We start from the raw sequence: 22389 nt of genomic DNA, 5'->3' as shown, positions 1-22389 counted from the left end.
TATGCTTTAGTTACAGCACGTTAGTTATTGTTTTTATGGCTTAGTTGGGCCAGCAATGTCGGTTACTTGCTGCTCTAGCTTTTTATAACAGCCCAACATAAATAATAGCTCTGCAGTTACATACAAAGGGCCAATAATAAGCCCCGATATATCATCTATAAACGCGGGTTTTTTACCTTCAAAATAATGGCCAGCAAACTGTAAAATCCAACCAAATACAAACAGCCCTACACTAATCGTTAACCAAGGAGTAAATGCCATGGCTGCAATAGGTTGCGCGCCCACAAGTAATATAGTTAATAGCACAGCCATAATAAGGCCCAACGACACACTCAACATTAAATAATACACAACTGATACAAATACAATAAGTTGTCCGCCATCTATAACAAGGCCTCCCAACGGGATCTGAATGCGCGCCAATAAGCACAATACGGCAAATACAATTAGCGGAATGCCTAACAGGTGGGTGAGTACATTGCGTTTTGAGCGGTGATAAAGCCCGTAGTTACCTAGTTGCTGCTGCAGGGTTTTCATTAGTAATCCTTGTTTATTTTTGTTATAAGTTTTTACCTTAGCAAAAGTAAGCACAATAACAATGTAAACTATTCAATATTATGTAAATTAAATAAGTGCAAAAATTATTTTTCCCGGCTCATGCTGAGGTTTCATATCCATTCGATCGCGCCCTTGTTGGTATTCTTGCTCAAGCATTTTTTCAAGTTCGTTAATTTTATCTGCAATTACATCAAGATCAGCGCCTTGCGCTTGTAACTCTTTAGTCAGCTCCTCTATTGCCGCTTTTAGCTCGTCTATTTTGTCTTTATTTACACCTAAACGCTGATAAACAAGCGCTTCTTGGGCTTTTTCTAAAAATGATTGCTCTTTAGGGGCTGAGTTTATGCCTTTAACATCACCTGCTTTTTCATCAATAGGGGGATTGATTGCCGCAACTTCGCTTGGGCTTGCCGCTTTATTTACACTAGGGGGATTATAGTTACTGTATTGATTTTTAAACGTTATTGTTGTCATTAGCTCAAATCCATTGTTGCGTTACAAGCTATGCAGCAATTTTAGTTCCAACTAAGTAAAAAAGCCCTAACAAAATCTAAACTTAAACCTTACTTAGCTTTATTTAAAATAAAACCAAAATAATAAATAGTTAGAGCTAAGTATTATGGGTGTTTTTATAACCATGTATTGATAGCAATATAACTATTCTAAGTAGTTATATTGCAACATAACTACTATTTTTTAAATTTAACTTTTAGGTTCTAAATATAATCTATGAAGTTCATTGCGTACCCATTTTGTATCGAGGTAATGCTCTAAATTAGCTTGGGCAAACTTTAAAAAGCTGCGCGCTGCGTGCGAAATGTGTCTGTCGGTACGCATTACAAAGTACCATTGGCTGGCTATATCGGTGTCGATCACATGCAGTTTTGTATAGCTATTATCATCTTTTGGTAAAACATGATGCGACAGCAAGCTAATTCCCATACCCGACGACACTGCAACCCGTATGGCTTCGTTACTCGCCATTTGTACGCCGTCGCTAAGTACTAAGCCCCTACTTTGTAGCTCACTTTCAAATAGCATACGTGTGGCAGATCCGTTTTCACGCAGTAAAAATCGATATGGCATTAAGTCCGCCAACGTTACGTTTTTTTTATTCAATAGAGGATGATTATTAGGCACTATAAATTCTAATGGATTATGTAAAAACCGAGCAGCTTGGGCTTGCTCTAACGATGGTGGGTGGCTAAAAACGTAAATGTCGTCTTCTCCACGCTCAAAGCGAGCTAATACCTCTTCGCGATTGCCTATTTCCAGCGGTAACTCTACATGCGGATGCAAATTACTATAAGGGCCGAGTAATTTAGGTAAAATATATTGCGCCGTATTTACCATGGCAATTTTACATCGGCCTCGCTCGCCTCCACGTAATTCGGCTAAAAAATCTTGGTAATCTTCAAAATGAGCAAACACCTGCTTGCAGGTTCTAAATAGCTCAAGGCCAGCCTCGGTTACCTGTAACTTTTGCTGTTGCATAGTTATTAGTGGCTCTCCTATTTCTTCTTGTAAGCGCTTTATTTGAAGTGAAACAGTAGGTTGCGTTAAATAAAGCTGCCTTGCTGTTTCACTTAACGAGCGGGTTTTTACTACACTCATAAATACTTCTAGTAATCTAAACGATATATGCCTTAAATCCATACCCACCTCATAGATAGTTATCTATATATAACCACTGTTCATTTTATTATTTACTATACAAAGTTTTCTCTACAATAGCGCCACTTAATTTTATAGCTAGGAAACACCGTGCCCGATATTGTTGTTATGTTTTTTATATTAGGTTTAATCGCCGGACTTATACACTCTGATCTTGCTATACCCAAAGCCACTTACGAAACCCTAAGCTTACTGCTAATGCTTACTATTGGTTTAAAAGGCGGTATGGTTTTACACGGTAATTTAAATTGGCAGCTACTCCCTGAAATGGGGGCCATTATGCTGCTTGGGGGGCTTATTCCTTTAATGCTGTACCCTATTTTAAAGTACGTTATTACACTTTCTCATGCTAATAGTGCCAGTATTGCGGCGCATTATGGCTCTGTTAGTGCGGGTACATTTGCTGTTGCGCTTGCCTACGCAGAGTCGTCTAGTTTGGTTGTAGGCGCTGAAGTAACTTTGTATTTAGTGATGCTAGAGCTGCCGGCCATTATTGTTGGCCTGTTGATATATAGAAAATTTAATAAAGAAAGTGCGCCAGCTAAAAAGCTGTCTTTAAAAGCGGTTTGGCACGAAGCGCTAACCAATAAAAGCGTTATTTTACTCGTTGGCGGTGTAATTATTGGCATAATGTACGGCACGCAACAAGGTAGCCAAGTTACCAGCTTATTAACTAACGGCTTTAAGGTTGTACTGGCATTATTTTTACTTGAAATGGGTTTAACCGCAGCGCAAACTTTGCGCCCTGTGCCTTGGCATCATTGGAAGTTAGCTTTATTTGCTATTATTACCCCTTTATTTTTGGGCACGCTTGGCGTAGCAGTCGGTACACTTTTACACCTGGAAATGGGTTCAATTGTAGTTTTAGGGAGCCTAGTTGCTAGTGCCTCATACATTGCAGCGCCTGCAGCCATAAAAGCCGCTATTCCAGAAGCGAATATTGGCCTTGCTATGCTGTGCTCTTTAGGTATTACTTTTCCGTTTAATGTTTTAATAGGTATTGGTTTGTATCATCAATTAGCGCTGCTAATGCAGTAATCAAACGTTTAGTTTTAACTCAGCTGCATAAATTAAAACCGCTCGTTTACAACACATAAAAGTAATCGTTTTAAAGGCTGTTACTTTTATTTGTTGTGCCGCAACTGTTTATAACTTAAAAACACTTACTAATGGTTTGCTCAATAGCTTAAACTTATTGCTCTTATCGCATTAAACCAAGCAAATAAAATAACAAAAACCATACAATTTTAATACGTTTAAAACACAAACACGTCGCAATTGTGCGCTTATTTTACGTAATTGTGCAGTTAAAAATTTATTTTCATTGATTAATAAAAAATCACTTTACTTCCTTTCAAAAGAGTCCTACATTCGCCGCAAAATCAACCAACATTAAATAATCGCCTTAAAACATAGTCGGTAAACAGCGTTTATTTATGACCTTAAAATCGGATAATTCTAATGATAGAATTCGTTGCTACTAGCAAGTCAAATAACCCGTTAGCACCTGTTATCGGTTTGTCTTTTTTTGCTATAGCTTCTGGCTTTTTAATGAGCCTGATCCCGCTATCGCTATCGGCATTTAAACTCGATGTAGATCTTGCCCCATGGCTAGCGAGTGTATTTTATTTTGGCTTACTTATTGGCGCTACATGCATTGAGCGCATAGTAGTAAAAATAGGCCACAGGTTTGCTTTTATTTTATTTCTTAGTTTATTAATTTTAAGTGTTCTTGCTCAGCTAGTTATGCCTAAAGCTGGGGTTTGGTTAATGGCGCGTTTTGTTGCCGGTATGGCCGTTGCAGGTGTATTTGTGGTGGTTGAATCGTGGTTATTAATGACCAACACGCCTAAAGCTCGTGCTAAACGTTTAGGCCTTTACATGACCTCGCTTTATGGCGGCAGCGCAGTAGGCCAACTTGCTATAGCACCGCTAGGCACGGTAGGCGCTGTGCCCTACTTATTTGTAGTTGGTTTATTATTGCTAGCAATTTTAGCACCGCTATTAATTACATCAGGCCAACCAGATAGCCAAGAGCTACAAAAACTGCCATTAAAAGAAATTAAAACCCTTAGCCGTCCAGCAATATTAGGTTGCTTAGCGTCGGGGCTATTACTGGGGCCAATTTACGGATTAATGCCTGTATATATCGCAGCACAAAGCGAGCAAGCTCAATACACAGGTTTGCTAATGGCAATTATTATTCTTGGCGGCATGTTAGTACAGCCACTTGTAAGTTACTTATCTACTCGTATGGGTAAAAACTTACTCATGGCAATGTTTTGCTTTTTAGGTGCAGCAAGTGTGTTAGGTATATTGCAAGCAACCAGCTTTAGCGGCTTAGTTGTTAGCTATTTAGTGTTAGGGGCAGCAAGCTTTGCACTTTATCCTATTGCCATTACGCTCGCCTGCGACTCTTTGCCTATGGCTAAAATTGTATCAGCAACCGAAATCATGCTTTTAAGCTACAGCCTAGGCTCTGTGCTAGGCCCAATGCTTGCAGCTAACTTCTCTGATGCAAGCGATGGTATTTTACTTTATTTAGGCGGCTGCTTAGCCACCACCTGTATTTACATGCTAATTAAAAGCATGAAAGACATTCCAACAGGCAGTACACCCGTTGCAGGCTAAGCTAGCAACCACATAAATTAGTAATACAAAAATGCCGCTCAGTAAAATGAGCGGCATTTTTTGTTGTTCACAATTAATAATAATACTTTATAAAGGCATCACTCTTTATTGTTTATGCTTTTTATAAAGATAGCTCTTGTTTAGCGCGCGTTAAATTATGAGATACAAGTGCGTTTTTATTAAGCTGCACTGCCTCGTATAAATCAGCGATTGCAGCAGTCTCGTTATTTGCTTTTAAACGTGCAACACCACGGTTACTTAACGCGTACGATGTAAGCTGGCGTAGTTTAAATTTAGAGCCTTGTGCATTATTTAATAGTGCTATTGCTTGTGTACATACGGCTTCAGCTTCAGCGTAATTTTTTGACTTAACGTTAAGCGCACAGCTGTTAAACGACTGTTCTAATTGCTGTGGTGCAGTTGCGGTTTCAATAACCATTAATTTGTAATCACTTTGCTCAGCCATTGCAGCAGCTGAACATGTAAGTAGTGAGCTAAGAGCGATAGTTTTGATAAGTGTTAATTTCATGGTCATAGTCCTATTAGTTAAGTCGTGCTTGTTGCCGACAACTGAACTTTAGAGAATTAACACAAAATCGACAAACGATTAAAATAAACTCGATAGGTGAATTAAACTAACCTATAGACTTTAGTCTAGTGATGATTCATTAATTTACTCTCATATAATTTATCTAGTTGTCGTAGCCCCTCTACTTACTTTTTGCTTCACTTATACTTAAAAAGCAAGCACATCATTTTTCACCCAAAACTATAAACTCCCCCGCCCATATGCCATAATCTAAATAATTCATAATTTTAGTAACTTGGCGCTATTTTTGGCGCTTTAAAGTTAACTACTCAAGGTTTTACGCATGGCATATCAAGAGCAAAATCAAGCAACAATCTATTGGCACGACTACGAGACTTGGGGGGCTAGTCCGCAAAAGGATAAGCCGAGCCAGTTTGCGGGTGTTCGTACCGATCTTGATTTGAATATTATTGGTGAGCCGCTTATTGAATACTGTAAACCGCAGGCGGATTACTTGCCGCATCCTGAGGCGTGTTTAATTACCGGCATTACGCCACAAGTGGCGATGAAAAAAGGCTTGGTTGAGGCTGAATTTATAGCAAAAATTCATGCACAATTTAGTGTGCCAAATACCTGTGTTGCCGGTTATAACAGTATTCGCTTTGATGACGAAGTAAGCCGTTATAGCTTTTATCGTAACTTTTACGACCCGTACGAGCGCGAATATAAAAACAACAATAGTCGCTGGGACATTATTGATTTAGTGCGTGCTTGTTATGCACTGCGCCCAGAGGGCATTGAATGGCCGTTAAAAGAAGACGGTAGCCCAAGCTTTAAGTTAGAGCATTTAACCGTTGCCAACGGTATTGAACACGCTGCGGCGCACGATGCACTAAGCGATGTAACCGCTACTATTGCACTGGCTAAACTAATAAAAGACAAGCAGCCAAAGCTGTATAACTTCTTTTTTAGTTTACGTGGTAAAAAAGCCTTAGCTGAGTTGGTTGATGTATTTAACATGACCCCACTCGTACATACCAGCTCACGCATTCCAGCAACGCAAGGCTGTACTAGCTGGGTTGCACCTATGAGCTTCCATCCGGTAAATAAAAATGCCGTAATTTGTTTTGATTTAACTCAAAGCCCACAAGTACTTATTGATTTAAGTGTTGAGCAATTACGTAAACGTTTATATACCAAGCGTATTGATTTAGCTGAAGACGAATTACCCGTAGGGTTAAAACTAGTGCATTTAAACAAGTGCCCTATTTTAGCACCTGCTAAAACGTTATTACCTGAAAATGCAGCGCGTTTAGGCATTGACCGCGAGCAATGTTTAAAAAACTTGGCGGTGTTAAAAGCCAATAGCGAGTTGCGCGATAAAGTAACTGAGGTGTTTAACGAACAAGGCGATTACAGCGCCACAACTAACGTTGACTATTTACTTTACGATGGGTTTACTAGCCATGCTGATAAAGCTAAATTTGCGATTATTCGCGATGCAAAACCCGAAGACTTAGCCGATTTAAAACTCGATTTTGAAGATAAAAAGTTTAATACTTTATTGTTTAGATACCGCGCTCGCAACTGGCCGCAAACGCTTAACCAGCAAGAGCTGGATCAATGGCGTCAGTATTGTCAAAACAAGTTAATGCACGGGGAAGATCAACCCTCAATTAACGCTCAAGACTTTATGATCACACTTGAGAATTTAGCCCATGAGCACGACGACAGTGAAAAAAACCTAACCATTTTAAAAGCCTTATATAACTACGCACAAAGCATGTAGCTTGCTTTAAGTTTATTGGTACAAGGCATACAAAAACGCGACGCTTTATAACTAAAGCGTCGCGTTTTTTGTTTTAAGTAAATGAGAAGACATAAAACCAACAATGATCTTTTTAGATCTATCACTTTCTCTAAAAGCGCAGCGCCTCTAAACCTCTTGGTGAATAAATCACTTTACGGGCTTTGCACGCAAGCTTGGCGTCTACAACGACATACTCAAGGTAAACGTTATTTTTTATGCTGTGCTTCAATGCGTGCAAGTAAGCTTGATGTATCGTAGCGGCCACCGCCTAATGCTTGCACGTCGGCGTAGTACCCATCTACTGTGGCTGTCATTGCTAGCGTTGCGCCGTTATTTTTAGCCTCATTAAGCGCTATGCCTAAGTCTTTACGCATCCAATCAACTGCAAAACCAAAGTCGTATTCCCCTGCCCACATGGTTTTGTAACGGTTTTCCATTTGCCACGAACCGGCTGCGCCTTTAGAAATAGTTTCTATTACTTTTTCACCATCAAGCCCTGCTTGCTTTGCAAAATGTAAGCCTTCGGCTAAGCCCTGTACTGCACCCGCAATACAAATTTGATTAACCATTTTACATAATTGCCCTGAGCCTACGCCACCTAACAATTGGCTAAAACGACTAAATGCCGTCATAACAGGCTGCACTTTGGCAAATACAGCTTCGCTGCCACCAGCCATTACTGTAAGCACGCCATTTTCGGCGCCAGCTTGGCCACCCGATACTGGCGCGTCAATAAAGTCGACTTTTAATAACGCTGCTTTTGCTGCCACTTCGCGTGCCACAGTTGCTGAAGTAGTAGTATGATCGACCAAAATACTGCCCGCTTTAATACCGGCTAACACCCCATTTTCGCCATATACTACCGAGCGTAAATCGTCGTCGTTACCCACACACATAAATACAATGTCGGCATCGTTTACAGCTTCGCGTGGAGTAGCTGCAAAGCTGCCGCTAAATTCGTTAGCCCACTTTTGAGCTTTAGCTTGAGTACGGTTATAAACGCACACACTGTGCCCTGCTTTTGCTAAATGCCCCGCCATTGGGTAACCCATTACGCCTAAACCTATAAATGCTACTTTCATTGACATAAAAATGACCTATTAAACTGATAACTTAAAAACCATGCCTGATTATGTCAATCGGTTGATAAAAAAGCGAATGAAGTCTTTATAAAGTTTATTTAATAGGAATTTAAGTAGGTGATCTATGGATAGTATTTATCAATTTAATGCAGAATGCTGTAACAAGGCGCTTTTTTCTTTTAAGCAGTTAAAAGGCAAAACGCTACTTATTGTAAATATTGCCAGTGAATGTCATTTGTCGGCGCAGTTAACCGCTTTAGAAAAGCTGTATCAGCAGTATAAAAACAGTGGATTTACCATTTTAGCGTTTCCGTGCAATCAATTTGGCCAAAAGGAGCCGCTTGATAATTTAGCCATTAACAGCTTTTATCAAGCGCAATTTAATACCACATTTGAAATATTTGCCAAAGTAATGGTAAACGGCCCAGAAGCTCACCCCTTGTTTAATTACTTAAAACTGCACACCAGAGGTATTTCGCAAGGACGAGTAATAAAGTGGAACTTCACTAAATTTTTAATTAATTCGCAAGGCCAACTTGTTTCTCGTTATGCGCCGCGCACCAAGCCAGAAACATTAAAGCAGGCAATTGAAAATCAGTTATTGCTAACAGCTAAATAACAAAGCAAAACGAGAGCAAAAGCTCCCGTTTTATTTATAACGTGCCGTAATGCTTAACTACTAAATGCCACATTGGCAAATACCAAGGTCATTAATATTGGGCAAACAAAACGTATGTACTGAGCAAACCAGTAATGCGCGCCGCTAGTTGCTTGGTGTAATTTGTTACCGCGCTGCCATAACCAGCCCACTGTAACAAAGTAAAACAGCCCCATTAACGGTAATTGGTACTGGGTAAATACCATAATAACCAAGCCAAATAACCAATCAAAATTAAGTATTATTAAGCTGGCAAACACTAGCACTACGCCACTAACCAGCCACGTAGCTTTAGTGCGATCAACGCCGTGGTTTTCGACTAAAAACGCCACCGGAATTTCGGTGGTTGATATAGTAGAAGTAACCGAGGCTATCGACATTAATACAAAAAACAATAAACCAACCAATAAGCCAATATCGCCCATGGTGCTGAATAACGCTGGTAAAATGGCAAAAATAAGCTGCCCTTCGCCAATTAATTTACCGTTACTAAACACTTCTACGCCGTTGTGCTGCGCCACATAAATAGCAGGCACAATAAGTAAACCAGCTAAAAAGGCCACACTGGTATCGAGTAGTGCTACGCTGGCAGTCAGTTTTGGTAAGTTAGCACCGGGTTTTAAATACGAGCCGTAAATCATCATACAGCCCACACCTAGCGATAAGGAGAAAAAGGCTTGCCCCATAGCTGCAATAATTAAGTTAGGGTCGAGTATTTGGCTAAAATCAGGTATTAAATACGCTGCAAAGCCATCACTTGCACCATCTAGCGTTGCAATATAAATAATTAAACCAATTAGCAATACTAGTAGCACCGGCATTAAACGCCGTGACCAGGTTTCAATACCCGATTTAACCCCTTTTAAAATAATACTCGCGGTTAAAATAAGCATAAGTGGGGTAAACACAAAATTACGCAGCGCAGAGTCGCTGTGTAAAAATTCGCTAGCGCCGCTAAAGCCTAAAAATGTAGTTACGGGTTCAATAGCATACGACAGCATCCACCCCGCCACTATTGAATAAAAGCTAAGCATTACAATAGCGCCGCCAAGGCCAATATAACCTGCAGCCGCGCCTACTTTAGGGGCTTTATTTTGCCATGCTTGCCTAAGTGCTTTTACCGGATTAGCTTGGGCGTAATACCCTAAATACAGCTCGGTATATAAAGCCGGCAAAGCAAGTAAAAATATAACAATAAAGTAAACCAGTAAAAAAGCACCGCCACCATGATTAGCAGCCTGCGTAGGAAAACCCCATATATTACCTAAACCTACCGCTGCGCCAGCGGCGGCCAATACAAAACCAAGTCGACTTTGAAAACCATCACGCACTTGTGTCATACACCTACAAATCTGTTATTATTTTAGCTGTTGTGAATTAAACCATATTTCATCGCGCCTTAGTAATAAAAATGTACCTAGCGCGCACAACAACTAACAACCGCTCACTATATGTTCAGCTTATGCATACAAGCAGGTAATCGGTATTAAATTTATTATTATTTTGAGCGTTTATGAGTTCACTTTACTTTAAAAACACCCTGCAAATTAATCAGCCTTTTAGTAACAATAAAAGCCCTATTTTATTGTTTGACGCTAAAACGCTCGATATAAGCCAATATAATTTGCCTGATTATTTAAGCCCTTTTGAGCTGCAAATAATAAACCGCCGTAAAAGTGTATCGGCCAAGCAAGAATATTTAGCCACGCGATTATTACTTAAGTATTTAGTTATAACCTCGCACCCTAATATGGCGGGCATTAAGCCGTGTAATATAAGTTCAGAGTTTAACCTACAAACAAGTAAATTAGCGCTACACATTAATAACAGCCACACCGTTATTAATACCTGTATATCGCATTCTAATGGTTTTGTTGGCGCTGCACTTAACCCTACAAAAGCCCAGTTTGGTTTCGATATTGAAAAAATAAGCACAAAGCGCCCATTTGAAAAGCTCGCAAAGCATTTTTATCATACCGATGAAATTGCGCTGATCACCAAGCCTGCTAATGCAGAGGATCAAGCTAAACACTTTTTTAGAATTTGGACCTTAAAAGAAGCGCTCGCTAAAGCCACTAGCCGCCCTATTGCCAAGTTGCTAAGCCCTAATGTGTTTACTGAGTTAACTTGCTCACAGCTTAATGCCAGCAGTGCTGTGATGGGTAAGTTTGATATAAGTGTAGTGAGTGAAAAAAGCACTGACTGGCAGTGCTCTCTTATTAATTTAGCTGTATTAGGCCGCGCAATCGCTCTCTAATAGTCGGCTATGAATAGCTTGCACTACGTTGTCGGATTCGCCTTGCTCGACCAAAAAGCACAAGTTATGCTTACTTGCACCGTGGCAAATTAGCCGTATATTAAAGTCACTTAATACCTGCATTAAGTTCATTTCATGCTGGCGTAACTGTATTTCTGAGCCAATAAGCGCCACTAAAGTTAAGTTATTTTCTACCGATACATGGCAAAACTCAGCAAGTTTATCTAAACACCCCTGATCAAGCTCTGGGCGCGATGCATTAGGCGCGTTATCAAGCGTTATTGCTACGCTAATTTCAGAGGTGGTCACTAAATCTACCGAAATATTAAACTCACTTAAAATAGTAAATACTCGTGCTAAAAAGCCACTAGCTAATAGCATTTCTGGGCTTTTAAGAGTAAGTAATATTTGGTTTTTGCGTTGTGTTACTGCGCGGATTCCTGGCAGTTGCGACTTTTCACGCTCAATCCAAGTACCACCACGCTCAGGTTCACGGCTCGACCCTACAAACACATTAATATGGCTGCGGCTGGCGGGTAAAATAGTTGCCGGATGCAATACTTTTGCACCAAAGGTAGCCATTTCGGCGGCTTCGTCAAAGCTGAGGCGTGCAATTGGCGTGGCTTTTACACATAAACGCGGGTCGGTACTAAAAATACCCACTACATCAGTCCAAATATGTACACTTTTAGCATGAATAGCCTCGGCCAGTAATGCCGCGCTGTAGTCTGATCCACCGCGCCCTAAAGTGGTCGTTTGGCCGTGTTCGTCGCTGCCAATAAAGCCCTGTGTAACAATTACTTGATCGTCTAACAGCGGAACAAGTAATGCGCTTGCCGCTTGTGCAGTAGCTGCAACATTAGGGGTTGCTTTGCCAAATTGACTGTCGGTTTTAAGCACTTGACGCACGTCAAAGCGTATTGCATTTAAACCTTTTGAGCGCAGCACTTGGGTAAATAAATAAGTTGATAATCGCTCGCCAAAACTTAATAGCTCGTCATGTAGCGCTTTTGTTTGTAACGTTTGGCTGGCTAGTTTTTCAAATGCCGCTAACGTCTGGGCAAAGCCCTGCTCTAAATCGGTATCTAAACTCAATTCAGCTAAAATAGCCTGCTGAATCGCTAGCACACCGTTAATATGCGCTTGGCGCTCATCTTCGCTAAGGCTGCTATTGCACAGCTCAACTAAATGATTAGTGACTCCTGCGCTGGCGCTTAGTGCAACAATACGCACGCTTTTATCTGCTACTATTATTTTACTACTGTGATCCATAGCTGCAAAGTTAGCTACGCTGGTGCCGCCAAATTTAGCAACGGTATAATTTGATTTGTTGCCTAATACTACATGTGGCACTGATTGGGTTGTCATTTCGTCTCCTTTCACGGCATCCAAACCGTAATAAAACAAGAAGAACTTGGCAGCAAATATAAGGTAAGAAAATTCACTGCCAGAAGCTCTCCACCTATATTGGTGACAGTTTTGAGGATTCAGCCCCATAAACCGAAAAATAACGACGACGACGTGTTATTTTTCTCGGCGAGTACTTCCCTCTTTAATGCTCAACGGCGTTCGTCACCTCACATTAAATACCTAAGTATCGCACCTCTTCTGAATGTTGTATTAATGGCTATTTCAGCAATCACTAATAAAACAAAACCCCAGCAATATATTGAAAAGCTCAATACTTTACTGGGGCTTTGAAAGTTATCGTTTAGACATCTAGCTGTCAAGCACTTTAATAACTAATATTAAACAAAACCAGCCATAAAATACGAGCCGGTATAGCCTACGGTGTAACAAATTAATAAATAAAACGACAAACGTAAGTAGTTCATAAAGGTCAGTTCTTTAACTTTACTCATGGCAATAATACCCGCCGCTGAGCCTATAATTAACATAGAGCCCCCTACGCCTGTGGCATAAGTAAACGACAGCCAATGCTGTTGTGTCATTACTATATCTGCTTTTAATAACGCGGCTGTAAGTGGTACGTTATCAACGCCTGCCGACAATATACCCATTAAATAGTTTGCGTATTCAGGTGCCATTATTGTGTACAGGTCGCTAAAGTGGCTTAACATACCAACTTCTTTTAGCGCTCCTACCAGTAATAATACACCTACAAAAAACAACAAGGTGTCGTATTCTATTTCACGAATGAAATCTATCATGTCTTTGTTTATGTCTTTTTTGCGCATTAAAAATTGCGCTACTAAAAACATCATAGACAAACCAAACAAAAAGGTAAGCAATGGCGGTACACTGTATAAAACACTCAGTGTTAAGGTAGCAATAACCGTAGATAAGAAGATAACTGCAATTGTAATATCGGTTTTTTCAATGCGTTTTTGCTTCGTTTTAGTAAAGTCGAGCTGGCCATTTAAGCCAATTGACAACAGTGCGGCTAACAGCATCACACTTACAAATGCTGGCCCAATTAACAATAACAAATTGCTAATAGTTACTTTGCCATCTAAAAATATCATTAACGTGGTTACATCGCCGGTAATTAACGACACACCACCGGAGTTAACCGCAAAGATAATCAGCGTGGCGTATCTAATTAGCTTTTTGGCTTCAAGTTTTAATGATAAAACCACCGCTAAAGATATAAGCGTAGCGGTTACGTTATCGGAAATAGAAGAGAATATAAATGCAAAAACACCAACCAAAAACATTAACTTACGTTCGCTAATTCGTTTTGGCATAATCCGGTTAACAATATTTTCGATAAACCCTTTTGAGTTTAAATAGGCAACAAAGGTCATTGCCGCCATTAAAAACAACCATAAGGAGGCAATTTCTAAAATATTATGATTAAGGAGTGATTGAATCGTATCAGGGCTTTGCCCATTAATAGGGAAGATAAAAGAGATAATCCAGCAGAGCGTACCAAAAAAAAGTGTCGTTTTAGCTTTGTTTACGTGGATTATATCCTCAATAACGATCAGCAAAAATGCAATCGCTATTAAAGTCAGGATAATAGAGGAAACCATGATAATTGAACAACCTTTGGAATAATGTAAAAATTGAACCTATGAAGAAAATAGAGCCGCACATTTCGTGTGCCTATTTTCGGTGCGGATGTTATCACTATGACCTGGTAAAAACTATTATTAAATCGTTGTAAAAACGAATACCATATAGCTATCAGCGCTATTAAAATTACGAATAACTAGCTTATTTAGCTACTTATTTAACAACATACTAGGATGTATAAACGCCTTATGATCCCAGCTAAAAAGCTATTAAATACCCTTAGCGAACATTGGGGGGTGCTAGAGCTATTATTTAAACGTTTTAAAATGGCCGACTTTAGTATTAAAGATTTGCAAAATGCCATTAAACAAAAACAACCTACATGGCATAACGAGCGTATTTATAAAGAAACCAATCGCTTGTTAAATCAAGATATTATAATTCCTTTAGCGAAATCTTCGCAGCTTGAAATAAACCGTGCCATTGCCGACTTTGCTACATTTTTACTGCAAGAAGAACATTTAGGTTTAGCACAAGAAATTAGCGTATTAGTAGAGGATTTAGCCCGCCTTGGCGATCGCTTAGCTAACGCGGGCGAAGTGGAAGACTTTGACGACTTACGCCGTTTTAGCCGTATTATGGATGATCGGGTGCGCAAAATAATGAAACTGTACGCACACAACGAAAACGCCATTTTAAATATTGTTGAGCAAGCTAAATCTAATAACGCGGTGCAATCGCTGCAAAAGCGTTATAAAGCGGTAATAGAAGCGTTTGACGAATACATAGAGCCAATGCTAGAAATGGTTGATATTCGAGGCGATTTTCATGCCTGCTTTAATCTTATAGAGCAGCAAATTAGTACGCAAATAGAGCATATTGAGCAATCGGGTAAAGCATATACCGACAAACGCATGCTAGAGCAATTACGTACCCGTATTCTCGAAATGCATTTAATCGGCCGCGAAAGCCTGCGTAAAAGTGCCGACATGCTTATGCCACTGCGTGAAGAACTACGCCGTAATAACTTAATTACCCGCCAAGCTGCAAAAGTGCTTGGGTTAGTGCGTAAAAATGGCGTAGACAACATGCTAACTGCGGTGCAACCGCATTTTGTGAGCGACGCACAGCGTTACTCGCTGGGGCAACAACGCCATATAGTTGCCTATATGGCAAGTTTGGTTGAGTTTGAGCATCAAGAATATCAATTGCCTGATCAGCAAGATGTACCGCCTTTTCAAACGCCAAATATTCCCGATTACAACGATGTTAAAAGCAGCTTTGCAAAACGCTTCAATACAAAACGTAAAAAGCCGCAACCATTGCTGCAATTTTTAGACGAAAGTTACCCCGATTTAGATGCCGAAGAAATGCTGTTTTTGTATCAAAAATTAGTAAGTGACAACGAGCTTGAAAAAAGCCAAAGCGATGAAAAAGCGCGCTTTAAAATTGCCGGTCAGTATTTTTCTCTTTATCCCTATAATTCACAGCCGCAAACACCTAGTAAGGCAGATGAGTAATCACCATGACACAAATAAACTTAAACGAGCTTACCCACTTACAAGCAATTAATAAAAAATTAGTGGCGGGTTATCATATTTGCGAACAAGACAACCTAATGTGGCAAGAGCTGGATCAAAACATAGACGCGTACAGCGCGCTATTTAGCGCCCTAGGTAATGAGCTAAAACACGACAGCCGTGGCTTTTATTACTTTAGCAGCGACGAAAGCACACCCAATATGGGCAAAATATCCCGTGCTATTGCGCTCACTATTTATATTTTAATTGAGCACTACGCCAACACCGGCAAAGACCCAATGCGCGCCTTGTTCGACGAAGTAAACGATTTAGAGTTAATGCAAACCTTAGTGCAAATTAACAAACATTTGTTTGATCAACTGGAGATATTTTCGGGTTCAGATCTGCGCAAAGACGTGTACCTGCGCATGGTACGCTTAGGTTTGGCACGCGAAGTAGAAGCAGGCTTTATGCTACAAGCCCCTATCCATCGCTATATAGATGCCTTAATGGAAGTAAACGAAGAAACCTACCTAACAGAGGACGAGCAATGAAAAATTTATACGGACTAAGTAAACTCGCCCTACTCAATACCGCAGGTTACGCAAAGTGTGTGATCCCGCTGGATAAAAGCAGCTCTATTTGCGCGCCCAACAATACGGGTAAAAGCTCAGTAATAAATGCCCTGCAATTTCCGCTTATTAACGATTTACGCCTAACCGAATGGGATGGCCACGATTTAGACGAAACCCGAAAGTTTTATTTTTCGTCAGATCAATCCTACATTTTGCTTGAAGCAAATTTGCCCCATGGCTCAGTAGTGATTGGTGTAGCGGGTTTGGGGAAAATTGCCGGTTATGCGCATCAATATTTTTGCTACCAAGGCAAGCTTGATTTAGAGCAGTACACCCAAGGTAAAACCATTATTAAATACACTAAGCTGTTCAGCCATTTAAAACAGCTTGGTTACAACCCCATAGAGCTAAAAGCGCAAGAACTAAACGCCCTACTCACCGGCGGTGCAACCCCGTTTGACGACGAGATCAACTTAAAAATGATCCCGCTTAATAACGTTCAAGATTCGACTATTTATAAAGAAATATTTCGCCGTATTCTTAACTTACATAAACTCGGTGCCGCCGATGTAAAACGCTTTATGCTACGTGTATTTGAGCGCCACATGTCTAACTCTAAGGTCGACTTTTATGAAGTGTGGCGTCGCTCGTTCGATAAAGTAAACCGCAGTAAACGTGAATTGCACGCCCTTGAATCGATGCAAGAGCCCATAGCGGCGCTTGAGTCGATGCTAGAGAACCAAACCGTTCTAAAAGGTAAATTAGCGGCTTATGCTCCAAAAATTGACCAAGCACTCATTGATTTTGACAACTACCAAGAGTCGCAACTAGAAGAGCTAGCAATAGCACTTGAAAACATAGAACACGAAAAACACGAGTTTGAACAAAAGCAAAGTTTGTACGTACAGCAGTCGCGCGATATAGAGCGCAGGCAAACGCAAATAGAGCAATGGTTTTTAGATTTTAACGCACTTAAAAACGAATTTGAACTGGTTAACAAAGCCACGCTTAAAACGAGCCTTACCCAGTTAAAGCAAGACTACGAGTCGCTTTCACACTCTATTACCAGCGCACAAGGGCAAAGCCTGCATACACTTGACTACCGTATTAGCGAAACCCAAAAACAAATTAAGAGCTTAAAGCTACAACTTAAAAACTTGGAGTTTAATTTATTTACCCGCATGCGCGAAGAGCTGTCGTTAAAAGAAGTGGAAGAAATTTCGCGCATTTTAAACCCCGACATGCTCTCGTTTGCAACCACCAGCAATGGCGACATAAGCATTGATGACGAAGACGCATTTAGTGCGTTTTTATCGCACTTAAGCGAAAACGTAAAAGGCGGCGTGCTTAGCTTACCTGGCGCGAGTATTAAGCTTAAAAAGCTCTCCCCTGTACAAATGCAAAGCGGCGAAAATAAAGAGCAGCTAACCGCTCAATTAAGTGCCCTTGAGCATGCTTTAAAAGAGTTTAAGCAACAGCGCGATGTAGCTGCAAATGTGGCCGATAAGCAAAAAGAAAAAGACACCTTGTACGATGAACTAATGAGCGCCGAGGCCGCCCTTAAACGTTTAGAGCAGTTTGACACTATGCTGCAATCGGCTGAAGCACAAACCATGCTAAAAGAGCAGTTGTTAGCTGAGCGCGATCAGGTTGACGACTACCTACAAGACATTCAAAAAAATAGCGGCTCAATTAGCGACAGACGCTCAATTATTAAATCAAAACAGGCGCAAATTAATCGCCAATCAGATCGTCTGCGCCAAGTGAAAAGCGAACGAATTGATCACACGCTTGATTTATACAGCGGCAAAGTTACCCCTTACATGATAGAGGTAACAATAGACTTTGATAATTTAAGCGACCTAGTGCACCACTTTAATAAAGACTGCCAAGAGCTGCGTAACTTTGAGATAAACGTACGCAATACCTATTTGCATATTTATAATGCCGGTATTACCAAGTTTGATAACGAAAACGATGAGTTTAGTAAGTATCAAAAACTCATTAGTGCGTTTCATAACATTGATAACGAACGCGATGCCGTTGAGCGTCAAGGCCGTGTGGCCCTAACAGAAGTAGCCGCAACCATTAAAGGCCTACGCGAAGATTTAGACCGCCTGCGCCGCGAAATGAACAGCTTTAATAAAGGCATTAGCCAGCATCGTATTTCGAACCTGCAAGCATTTAAAATTAATGTAATACCGCGCAAAATGTTAGTTGATAGTATAGATACTATAATTAGTACCTCGCATCAGTTTGAGCAAGGGGACACGCTGGATTTACTCAGCCAAGAACCGTATAGCGAAAGCGCAGTAAACGAGGCGAAAGATCATTTAATTAAGCTCGCCTCCGACAAAGCTGGCCTTACCCTCACCGATTTATTTGATATTCGTTTTGAAGTAGTCAATCGCGCAGGCGATACCGAACACTTTGACAAAATAGACTCGGCGGGTTCAAACGGTACGCGCATAACTATTAAGTTATTATGTGGTATGTTGTTTATTCGCTATTTGTTAAGCTCACAAGAACAAAATTTATACCGTATACCTATATACATAGATGAAGCCGCCGACATTGATCCGCAAAATCAAAAGGCAATTATTGAAACCGCACTTAGCTTTGGCTTCGTCCCTATATTTGCCTCAGTTAAACCACAAACAAGCTGCGATTATATTGTGCCAATTCGCTCAGTTAAAGACGGTGCACAAAACTGGGTAGACGAAAAAGACTGGATAGAAGTTGAACATTAAGTAATTAATCAATGGTTCAGCTATAGCAGCTAAACTGTTGTTAAGCGCTTAAATATCACACTGCCTAACAATGTGTGTTATTTTATAAAAAAGATTAGGAGTAAACTGTATGAAAAATATTTTTATTGTAGCCGCACTTGCGTTTTTAACTGCTTGTACGCAAACCGCAGATTGGGATTACGACAAGTCAGCAAACTTTGCTAACTATAAAACGTTTGCGTGGGTAGAAAATGCAGATTTAACAAAAGACACCAATAATTATCAAATTAATGCGTTAATGGAAAAACGTGTACGCAGCGCAATAAGCAGTGAGCTTAATCAAAAAATGGGCATGAGCTTAGCCGATCCTGCTCAAGCAGACGTGCTGGTAAACTACCATGCATCGGTAGATAAAGAGCTAGACGTAAGTTCTTTTAATATTGGCTACGGCGCTCGTTGGAGCTCGTGGGGTTTAGGGTATCAAAACGATATATCTGCTCGTGAATACGAAGTAGGTACTTTAGTTATTGATATTATTGACCGTGAATCAAACCAGTTAGTATGGCGCGGCGCTGAAGATGGTCGATTAAAGAAAAACCAATCTCCTGAGCAACGTGAACTGTCGGTTAGAAAAACAGTCGCTAAAATTTTAAATAACTTCCCGCCACAAAAGTAGCGGCAGGTTTTAAAGCACATAAAAAGCTCACAATTTGTGAGCTTTTTTGTGGCTGAATGTTTTTTATTAAAGTTTTACTATAGCCACAGAGCTTACTGATGAGAGAAACAGTTGCTCTTAGCATAATTGATATAGCAGACTTTAACTTTATTTCGATTTATATTTATGTAATAACTCAGGTGGGATATGACAATAGTCATCGGGAAAATTAGTTAACCGGTCTTGGTGCTCTGCATCGCTGGGAACATAATTGGTTAGCAACTGAACTTGTACCACTATTTTATCTGCATCAGCGCGTTGATTTATATAGTCGTTTGCAATTGTTAAGTGACATTGCTGTTTACTATAAATAGCACTACGGTATTTTAAACCAACATCGTTACCCTGCTTATTAACACTGTAAGGGTCAATAATCTCAAAAAAGTATTCAATCAGTTTATAGAGTGTCACGGCTGTTATATCAAAGGTTACTTTCACGCACTCGGCATAACCGTCGTATTCACCTTGTGTATTATTATTTGTGCCATTAGCTCGCCCAGCCTCAGTGGTAACAACGCCGGGTAAGTACTTAATAAACTCTTGTACCCCCCAAAGGCAGCCTCCGGCAAAGTAAATACTTTCTAGATGCAAATTTTCGCTTGTTTGTACTGTGCTCATAAAATCAATTACCCTACTTTACGAATGATTATCAAATGCAATTTTTTAAGATTAATATACAATACCAAGCCAAATTACAATTATTTGACTACTTTATCACGCCTTAACAGGCGTGTTTCGGATTTAATTGTTAGCACAATTACATATACAAAAATGAGAAAAACATGAATCGTGCCCCGCGCCTTATATTACCCGTATTATTACCTACATTGCTATGCAGTGTTACTGACTTTGCCTACGCTGAAGTGCAAACTAAAAATGCCACTGCAATAGAGCAAATAACGGTTGAAGCCTCCCCTACTGCAAATAAAGAACCCGTGGGCACTTTCGACTCACCGGTTTCTAATTTAGAGTATGATCCGCGTGTTGATGTGCAATCGCGTAATATGGCCGAAGCACAAGCAGATGTAACCATTCGTGGTGGTATTTTCGAAAATACTGGTTTTAGGGTTGGCAGCGCCACTTTGTTCGATCCGCAGTCGGGACATTATTTTGCCGAAATTCCTATAGCGCCGCAAATGCTGCGCGGCCCAGCTATATTCACCGCAGCAGATAATGCACTTTATGGCGTTAACAGTTCAGTTGGTACAGTATCGTTTGCTTGGAAGCCAATTAGTACAGGTGGTAGCGTGTCACTTGGGGTTGGTAGCAATGATTTTAATTTACAAAGCCTGCATGCGGGCGTGAATATACCATTGGATGGTATTACCGATTGGCAGCTGGGTGTGGAAGGCGAGTTTTCTCACTCACAAAGTGATGGCTCTATTGATTATGGCGATCATGACTTTACCCGCGCCTCAAGCCGTGTTCAATTAGTGGGGCCAGACTCACAAACCGATCTGTTTTTTGGCTCTCAAGAAAAGTTTTTTGGTTGGCCAAATTTGTATACTCCTTTTGGGGTTAACGAAACTGAAGATCTTAAAACTCAGCTATTTATGCTCAACCATAAGCAAAACTATAGCGCCGAGAGCTCGTTTGAAGTATCTACATATTATCGTAAACACGAGGATCACTATGTGTATTCTCGTGAAAACCCAATGTCGTTCGAAGCGTTTCATCAAACCGACGTTAAATCACTAGCACTTTCAGGGCGCCATGCGCACAGCACGTCTTTTGCTCTCAATTATTCTGCGCAATTTATTAATGATTCGATTGAATCGACCACGCTTGAAAATAATTTTACCTCACGTAATTATTATAAAGTAAGTGTGCTGCCAGAGTACCAAATGGCACTTGAGAGCGATCAACACCTTACTATTCGCCTTGGTGCGGCTTTTGACGATACCAATCGTGACGATTCTGAAATTTCACTTATTGGTGATATAACTTTAAATACACAAAATAGCGACGGCACTGAGCGCACTGTTTATTTATCGTATGCACAGGCAAGCCAAGTAGCAGGCTATACCGCAATTGGCGGCAGTGACACTGGCGGTTTGTTTAGAAGTAACTATAACCTTGAGCGCGAAAGTACTAAAAACCTCGAGCTGGGCTTATTATTAGAACGACAAAGTTGGCGCTTTAACTCTGCTGTTTTTTATCGCCAAGATGATAACTTAACCGATTGGACTTATAGTTTTGATGCCACTTCTGCCCGCTTTGCCAATCCGGTAGATATTAATACCTCGGGGGTTGAGTTTCTTGCAACTAAGCATTTTGATAACGCAGAAATTATTGCCAGTTATAGCTTTTTAAAAAAATCAGAGAATTATGGCGCAGCCGATATAGATGCCAGCTTTTACGCATTAAACTACCCAGACCACAGGCTAACCCTTGCGGCTATTTGGAACCCAACAGATATTTTAGAGTTTCGTATAGATAACGAATGGCGCAAACAACATGAAAATACGCTGCGCAGTGGCGATGATGATGCGTTATTTACTCATTTAACCTTAAAAATAATGCCGCCGCAGATTAAAAACTTATTTATTACATTGGCCGCAGATAACCTGTGGAATGAATCGTTTCAAGAGATCCCGGGCACTCCTGGACGTGGCGAGCAATATACGCTAAGCGCAACGTATAGCTGGTAGCCCACTTCACAAGCAAGCTTA

The 22389-nt window shown here is 40.4% G+C and carries 19 protein-coding genes and 1 riboswitch; of the genes, 10 read left to right on the top strand and 9 right to left on the bottom strand.

Going from position 1 to position 22389, the window contains the following annotated elements; genetic code table 11:
• Positions 1 to 33: 33 nt before the first annotated feature.
• The 3 genes from RB215_RS06395 to RB215_RS06385 form a co-directional block, all read right to left on the bottom strand.
• Positions 34 to 537, bottom strand: coding sequence for a DUF962 domain-containing protein (locus RB215_RS06395; protein ID WP_011327946.1), 504 nt, complete (start codon positions 535 to 537; stop codon positions 34 to 36).
• A gap of 87 nt (positions 538 to 624) precedes the next feature.
• Positions 625 to 1032, bottom strand: a complete 408-nt coding sequence (locus tag RB215_RS06390; RefSeq protein WP_309217038.1) for a hypothetical protein — start codon at positions 1030 to 1032, stop codon at positions 625 to 627.
• Positions 1033 to 1260: 228 nt separating this feature from the next.
• Positions 1261 to 2214 (bottom strand): LysR substrate-binding domain-containing protein, encoded by a 954-nt coding sequence (locus RB215_RS06385; protein WP_306288099.1) that lies wholly within the window; start codon positions 2212 to 2214, stop codon positions 1261 to 1263.
• 108 nt (positions 2215 to 2322) lie between these two features.
• Between RB215_RS06385 and RB215_RS06380 the strand changes: the two genes are divergently transcribed.
• The gene (locus tag RB215_RS06380) at positions 2323 to 3270 is read left to right on the top strand and encodes a sodium-dependent bicarbonate transport family permease (protein WP_011327943.1); all 948 of its coding nucleotides are present in this window, start codon (positions 2323 to 2325) and stop codon (positions 3268 to 3270) included.
• Positions 3271 to 3693: 423 nt separating this feature from the next.
• Entirely contained in the window at positions 3694 to 4863 is a 1170-nt protein-coding gene (locus RB215_RS06375; RefSeq protein WP_011327942.1) for an MFS transporter, read from the top strand.
• A 121-nt stretch (positions 4864 to 4984) separates the two neighbouring features.
• Here RB215_RS06375 and RB215_RS06370 read toward each other — a convergent pair whose 3' ends face one another.
• Positions 4985 to 5392, bottom strand: a complete 408-nt coding sequence (locus tag RB215_RS06370) for a hypothetical protein (RefSeq protein WP_011327941.1) — start codon at positions 5390 to 5392, stop codon at positions 4985 to 4987.
• Between the two features lie 343 nt (positions 5393 to 5735).
• Here RB215_RS06370 and sbcB point away from each other — a divergent pair, with 343 nt between their 5' ends.
• The gene (sbcB, locus tag RB215_RS06365) at positions 5736 to 7181 is read left to right on the top strand and encodes an exodeoxyribonuclease I (RefSeq protein WP_182677048.1); all 1446 of its coding nucleotides are present in this window, start codon (positions 5736 to 5738) and stop codon (positions 7179 to 7181) included.
• 227 nt (positions 7182 to 7408) lie between these two features.
• Here sbcB and RB215_RS06360 read toward each other — a convergent pair whose 3' ends face one another.
• Positions 7409 to 8290 (bottom strand): NAD(P)-dependent oxidoreductase, encoded by an 882-nt coding sequence (locus tag RB215_RS06360; RefSeq protein ID WP_041454398.1) that lies wholly within the window; start codon positions 8288 to 8290, stop codon positions 7409 to 7411.
• Between the two features lie 118 nt (positions 8291 to 8408).
• Between RB215_RS06360 and RB215_RS06355 the strand changes: the two genes are divergently transcribed.
• Positions 8409 to 8903, top strand: a complete 495-nt coding sequence (locus RB215_RS06355) for a glutathione peroxidase (protein WP_086993431.1) — start codon at positions 8409 to 8411, stop codon at positions 8901 to 8903.
• A gap of 53 nt (positions 8904 to 8956) precedes the next feature.
• On the opposite strand, the gene RB215_RS06350 is transcribed toward RB215_RS06355, so the two are convergent.
• Positions 8957 to 10282, bottom strand: coding sequence for a sodium-dependent transporter (locus tag RB215_RS06350; RefSeq protein WP_011327935.1), 1326 nt, complete (start codon positions 10280 to 10282; stop codon positions 8957 to 8959).
• A gap of 173 nt (positions 10283 to 10455) precedes the next feature.
• Between RB215_RS06350 and RB215_RS06345 the strand changes: the two genes are divergently transcribed.
• Positions 10456 to 11199, top strand: coding sequence for a 4'-phosphopantetheinyl transferase superfamily protein (locus RB215_RS06345; protein WP_309217036.1), 744 nt, complete (start codon positions 10456 to 10458; stop codon positions 11197 to 11199).
• On the opposite strand, the gene lysC is transcribed toward RB215_RS06345, so the two are convergent.
• Positions 11176 to 12567: a lysine-sensitive aspartokinase 3 gene (lysC, locus tag RB215_RS06340; RefSeq protein ID WP_172459232.1), complete on the bottom strand. Its 1392-nt coding sequence runs from the start codon at positions 12565 to 12567 to the stop codon at positions 11176 to 11178. The two genes, RB215_RS06345 and lysC, sit on opposite strands and share 24 nt — an antisense overlap.
• 75 nt (positions 12568 to 12642) lie before the next feature.
• Positions 12643 to 12815, bottom strand: a riboswitch (Lysine riboswitch).
• A 132-nt stretch (positions 12816 to 12947) separates the two neighbouring features.
• Positions 12948 to 14195: a sodium:proton antiporter NhaD gene (nhaD, locus tag RB215_RS06335; protein WP_182677040.1), complete on the bottom strand. Its 1248-nt coding sequence runs from the start codon at positions 14193 to 14195 to the stop codon at positions 12948 to 12950.
• Between the two features lie 231 nt (positions 14196 to 14426).
• Between nhaD and RB215_RS06330 the strand changes: the two genes are divergently transcribed.
• From RB215_RS06330 to RB215_RS06315, 4 genes are all read left to right on the top strand, one after another.
• A complete protein-coding gene (locus tag RB215_RS06330) occupies positions 14427 to 15698 on the top strand; it encodes a hypothetical protein (protein ID WP_011327930.1) in 1272 nt (423 codons plus the stop codon).
• A 5-nt stretch (positions 15699 to 15703) separates the two neighbouring features.
• Positions 15704 to 16252 carry a hypothetical protein gene (locus RB215_RS06325; protein ID WP_058373159.1) on the top strand — a complete coding sequence of 183 codons (549 nt, stop codon included), beginning with the start codon at positions 15704 to 15706 and terminating at the stop codon, positions 16250 to 16252.
• Positions 16249 to 19023 carry an ATPase gene (locus RB215_RS06320; protein WP_011327928.1) on the top strand — a complete coding sequence of 925 codons (2775 nt, stop codon included), beginning with the start codon at positions 16249 to 16251 and terminating at the stop codon, positions 19021 to 19023. The genes RB215_RS06325 and RB215_RS06320 overlap by 4 nt, the downstream gene beginning before the upstream one ends.
• Positions 19024 to 19132: 109 nt before the next feature.
• A complete protein-coding gene (locus RB215_RS06315) occupies positions 19133 to 19678 on the top strand; it encodes a DUF4136 domain-containing protein (RefSeq protein WP_011327927.1) in 546 nt (181 codons plus the stop codon).
• A gap of 147 nt (positions 19679 to 19825) precedes the next feature.
• Here the strand turns inward: RB215_RS06315 and RB215_RS06310 are convergent, their stop codons facing one another.
• The gene (locus RB215_RS06310) at positions 19826 to 20335 is read right to left on the bottom strand and encodes a peptide-methionine (S)-S-oxide reductase (protein WP_011327926.1); all 510 of its coding nucleotides are present in this window, start codon (positions 20333 to 20335) and stop codon (positions 19826 to 19828) included.
• A 164-nt stretch (positions 20336 to 20499) separates the two neighbouring features.
• On the opposite strand from RB215_RS06310, the gene RB215_RS06305 reads away from it, so the two are divergent.
• Positions 20500 to 22368, top strand: coding sequence for a TonB-dependent siderophore receptor (locus RB215_RS06305; RefSeq protein WP_208834048.1), 1869 nt, complete (start codon positions 20500 to 20502; stop codon positions 22366 to 22368).
• Positions 22369 to 22389 lie beyond the last annotated feature (21 nt).

Origin of the sequence: Pseudoalteromonas sp. HL-AS2 (assembly GCF_031198805.1) — a bacterium.
Lineage (GTDB): Bacteria > Pseudomonadota > Gammaproteobacteria > Enterobacterales > Alteromonadaceae > Pseudoalteromonas > Pseudoalteromonas nigrifaciens.
The sequence above is the reverse complement of the archived record's forward strand: the minus strand, read 5'-3'. Positions and strand labels throughout refer to the sequence as shown.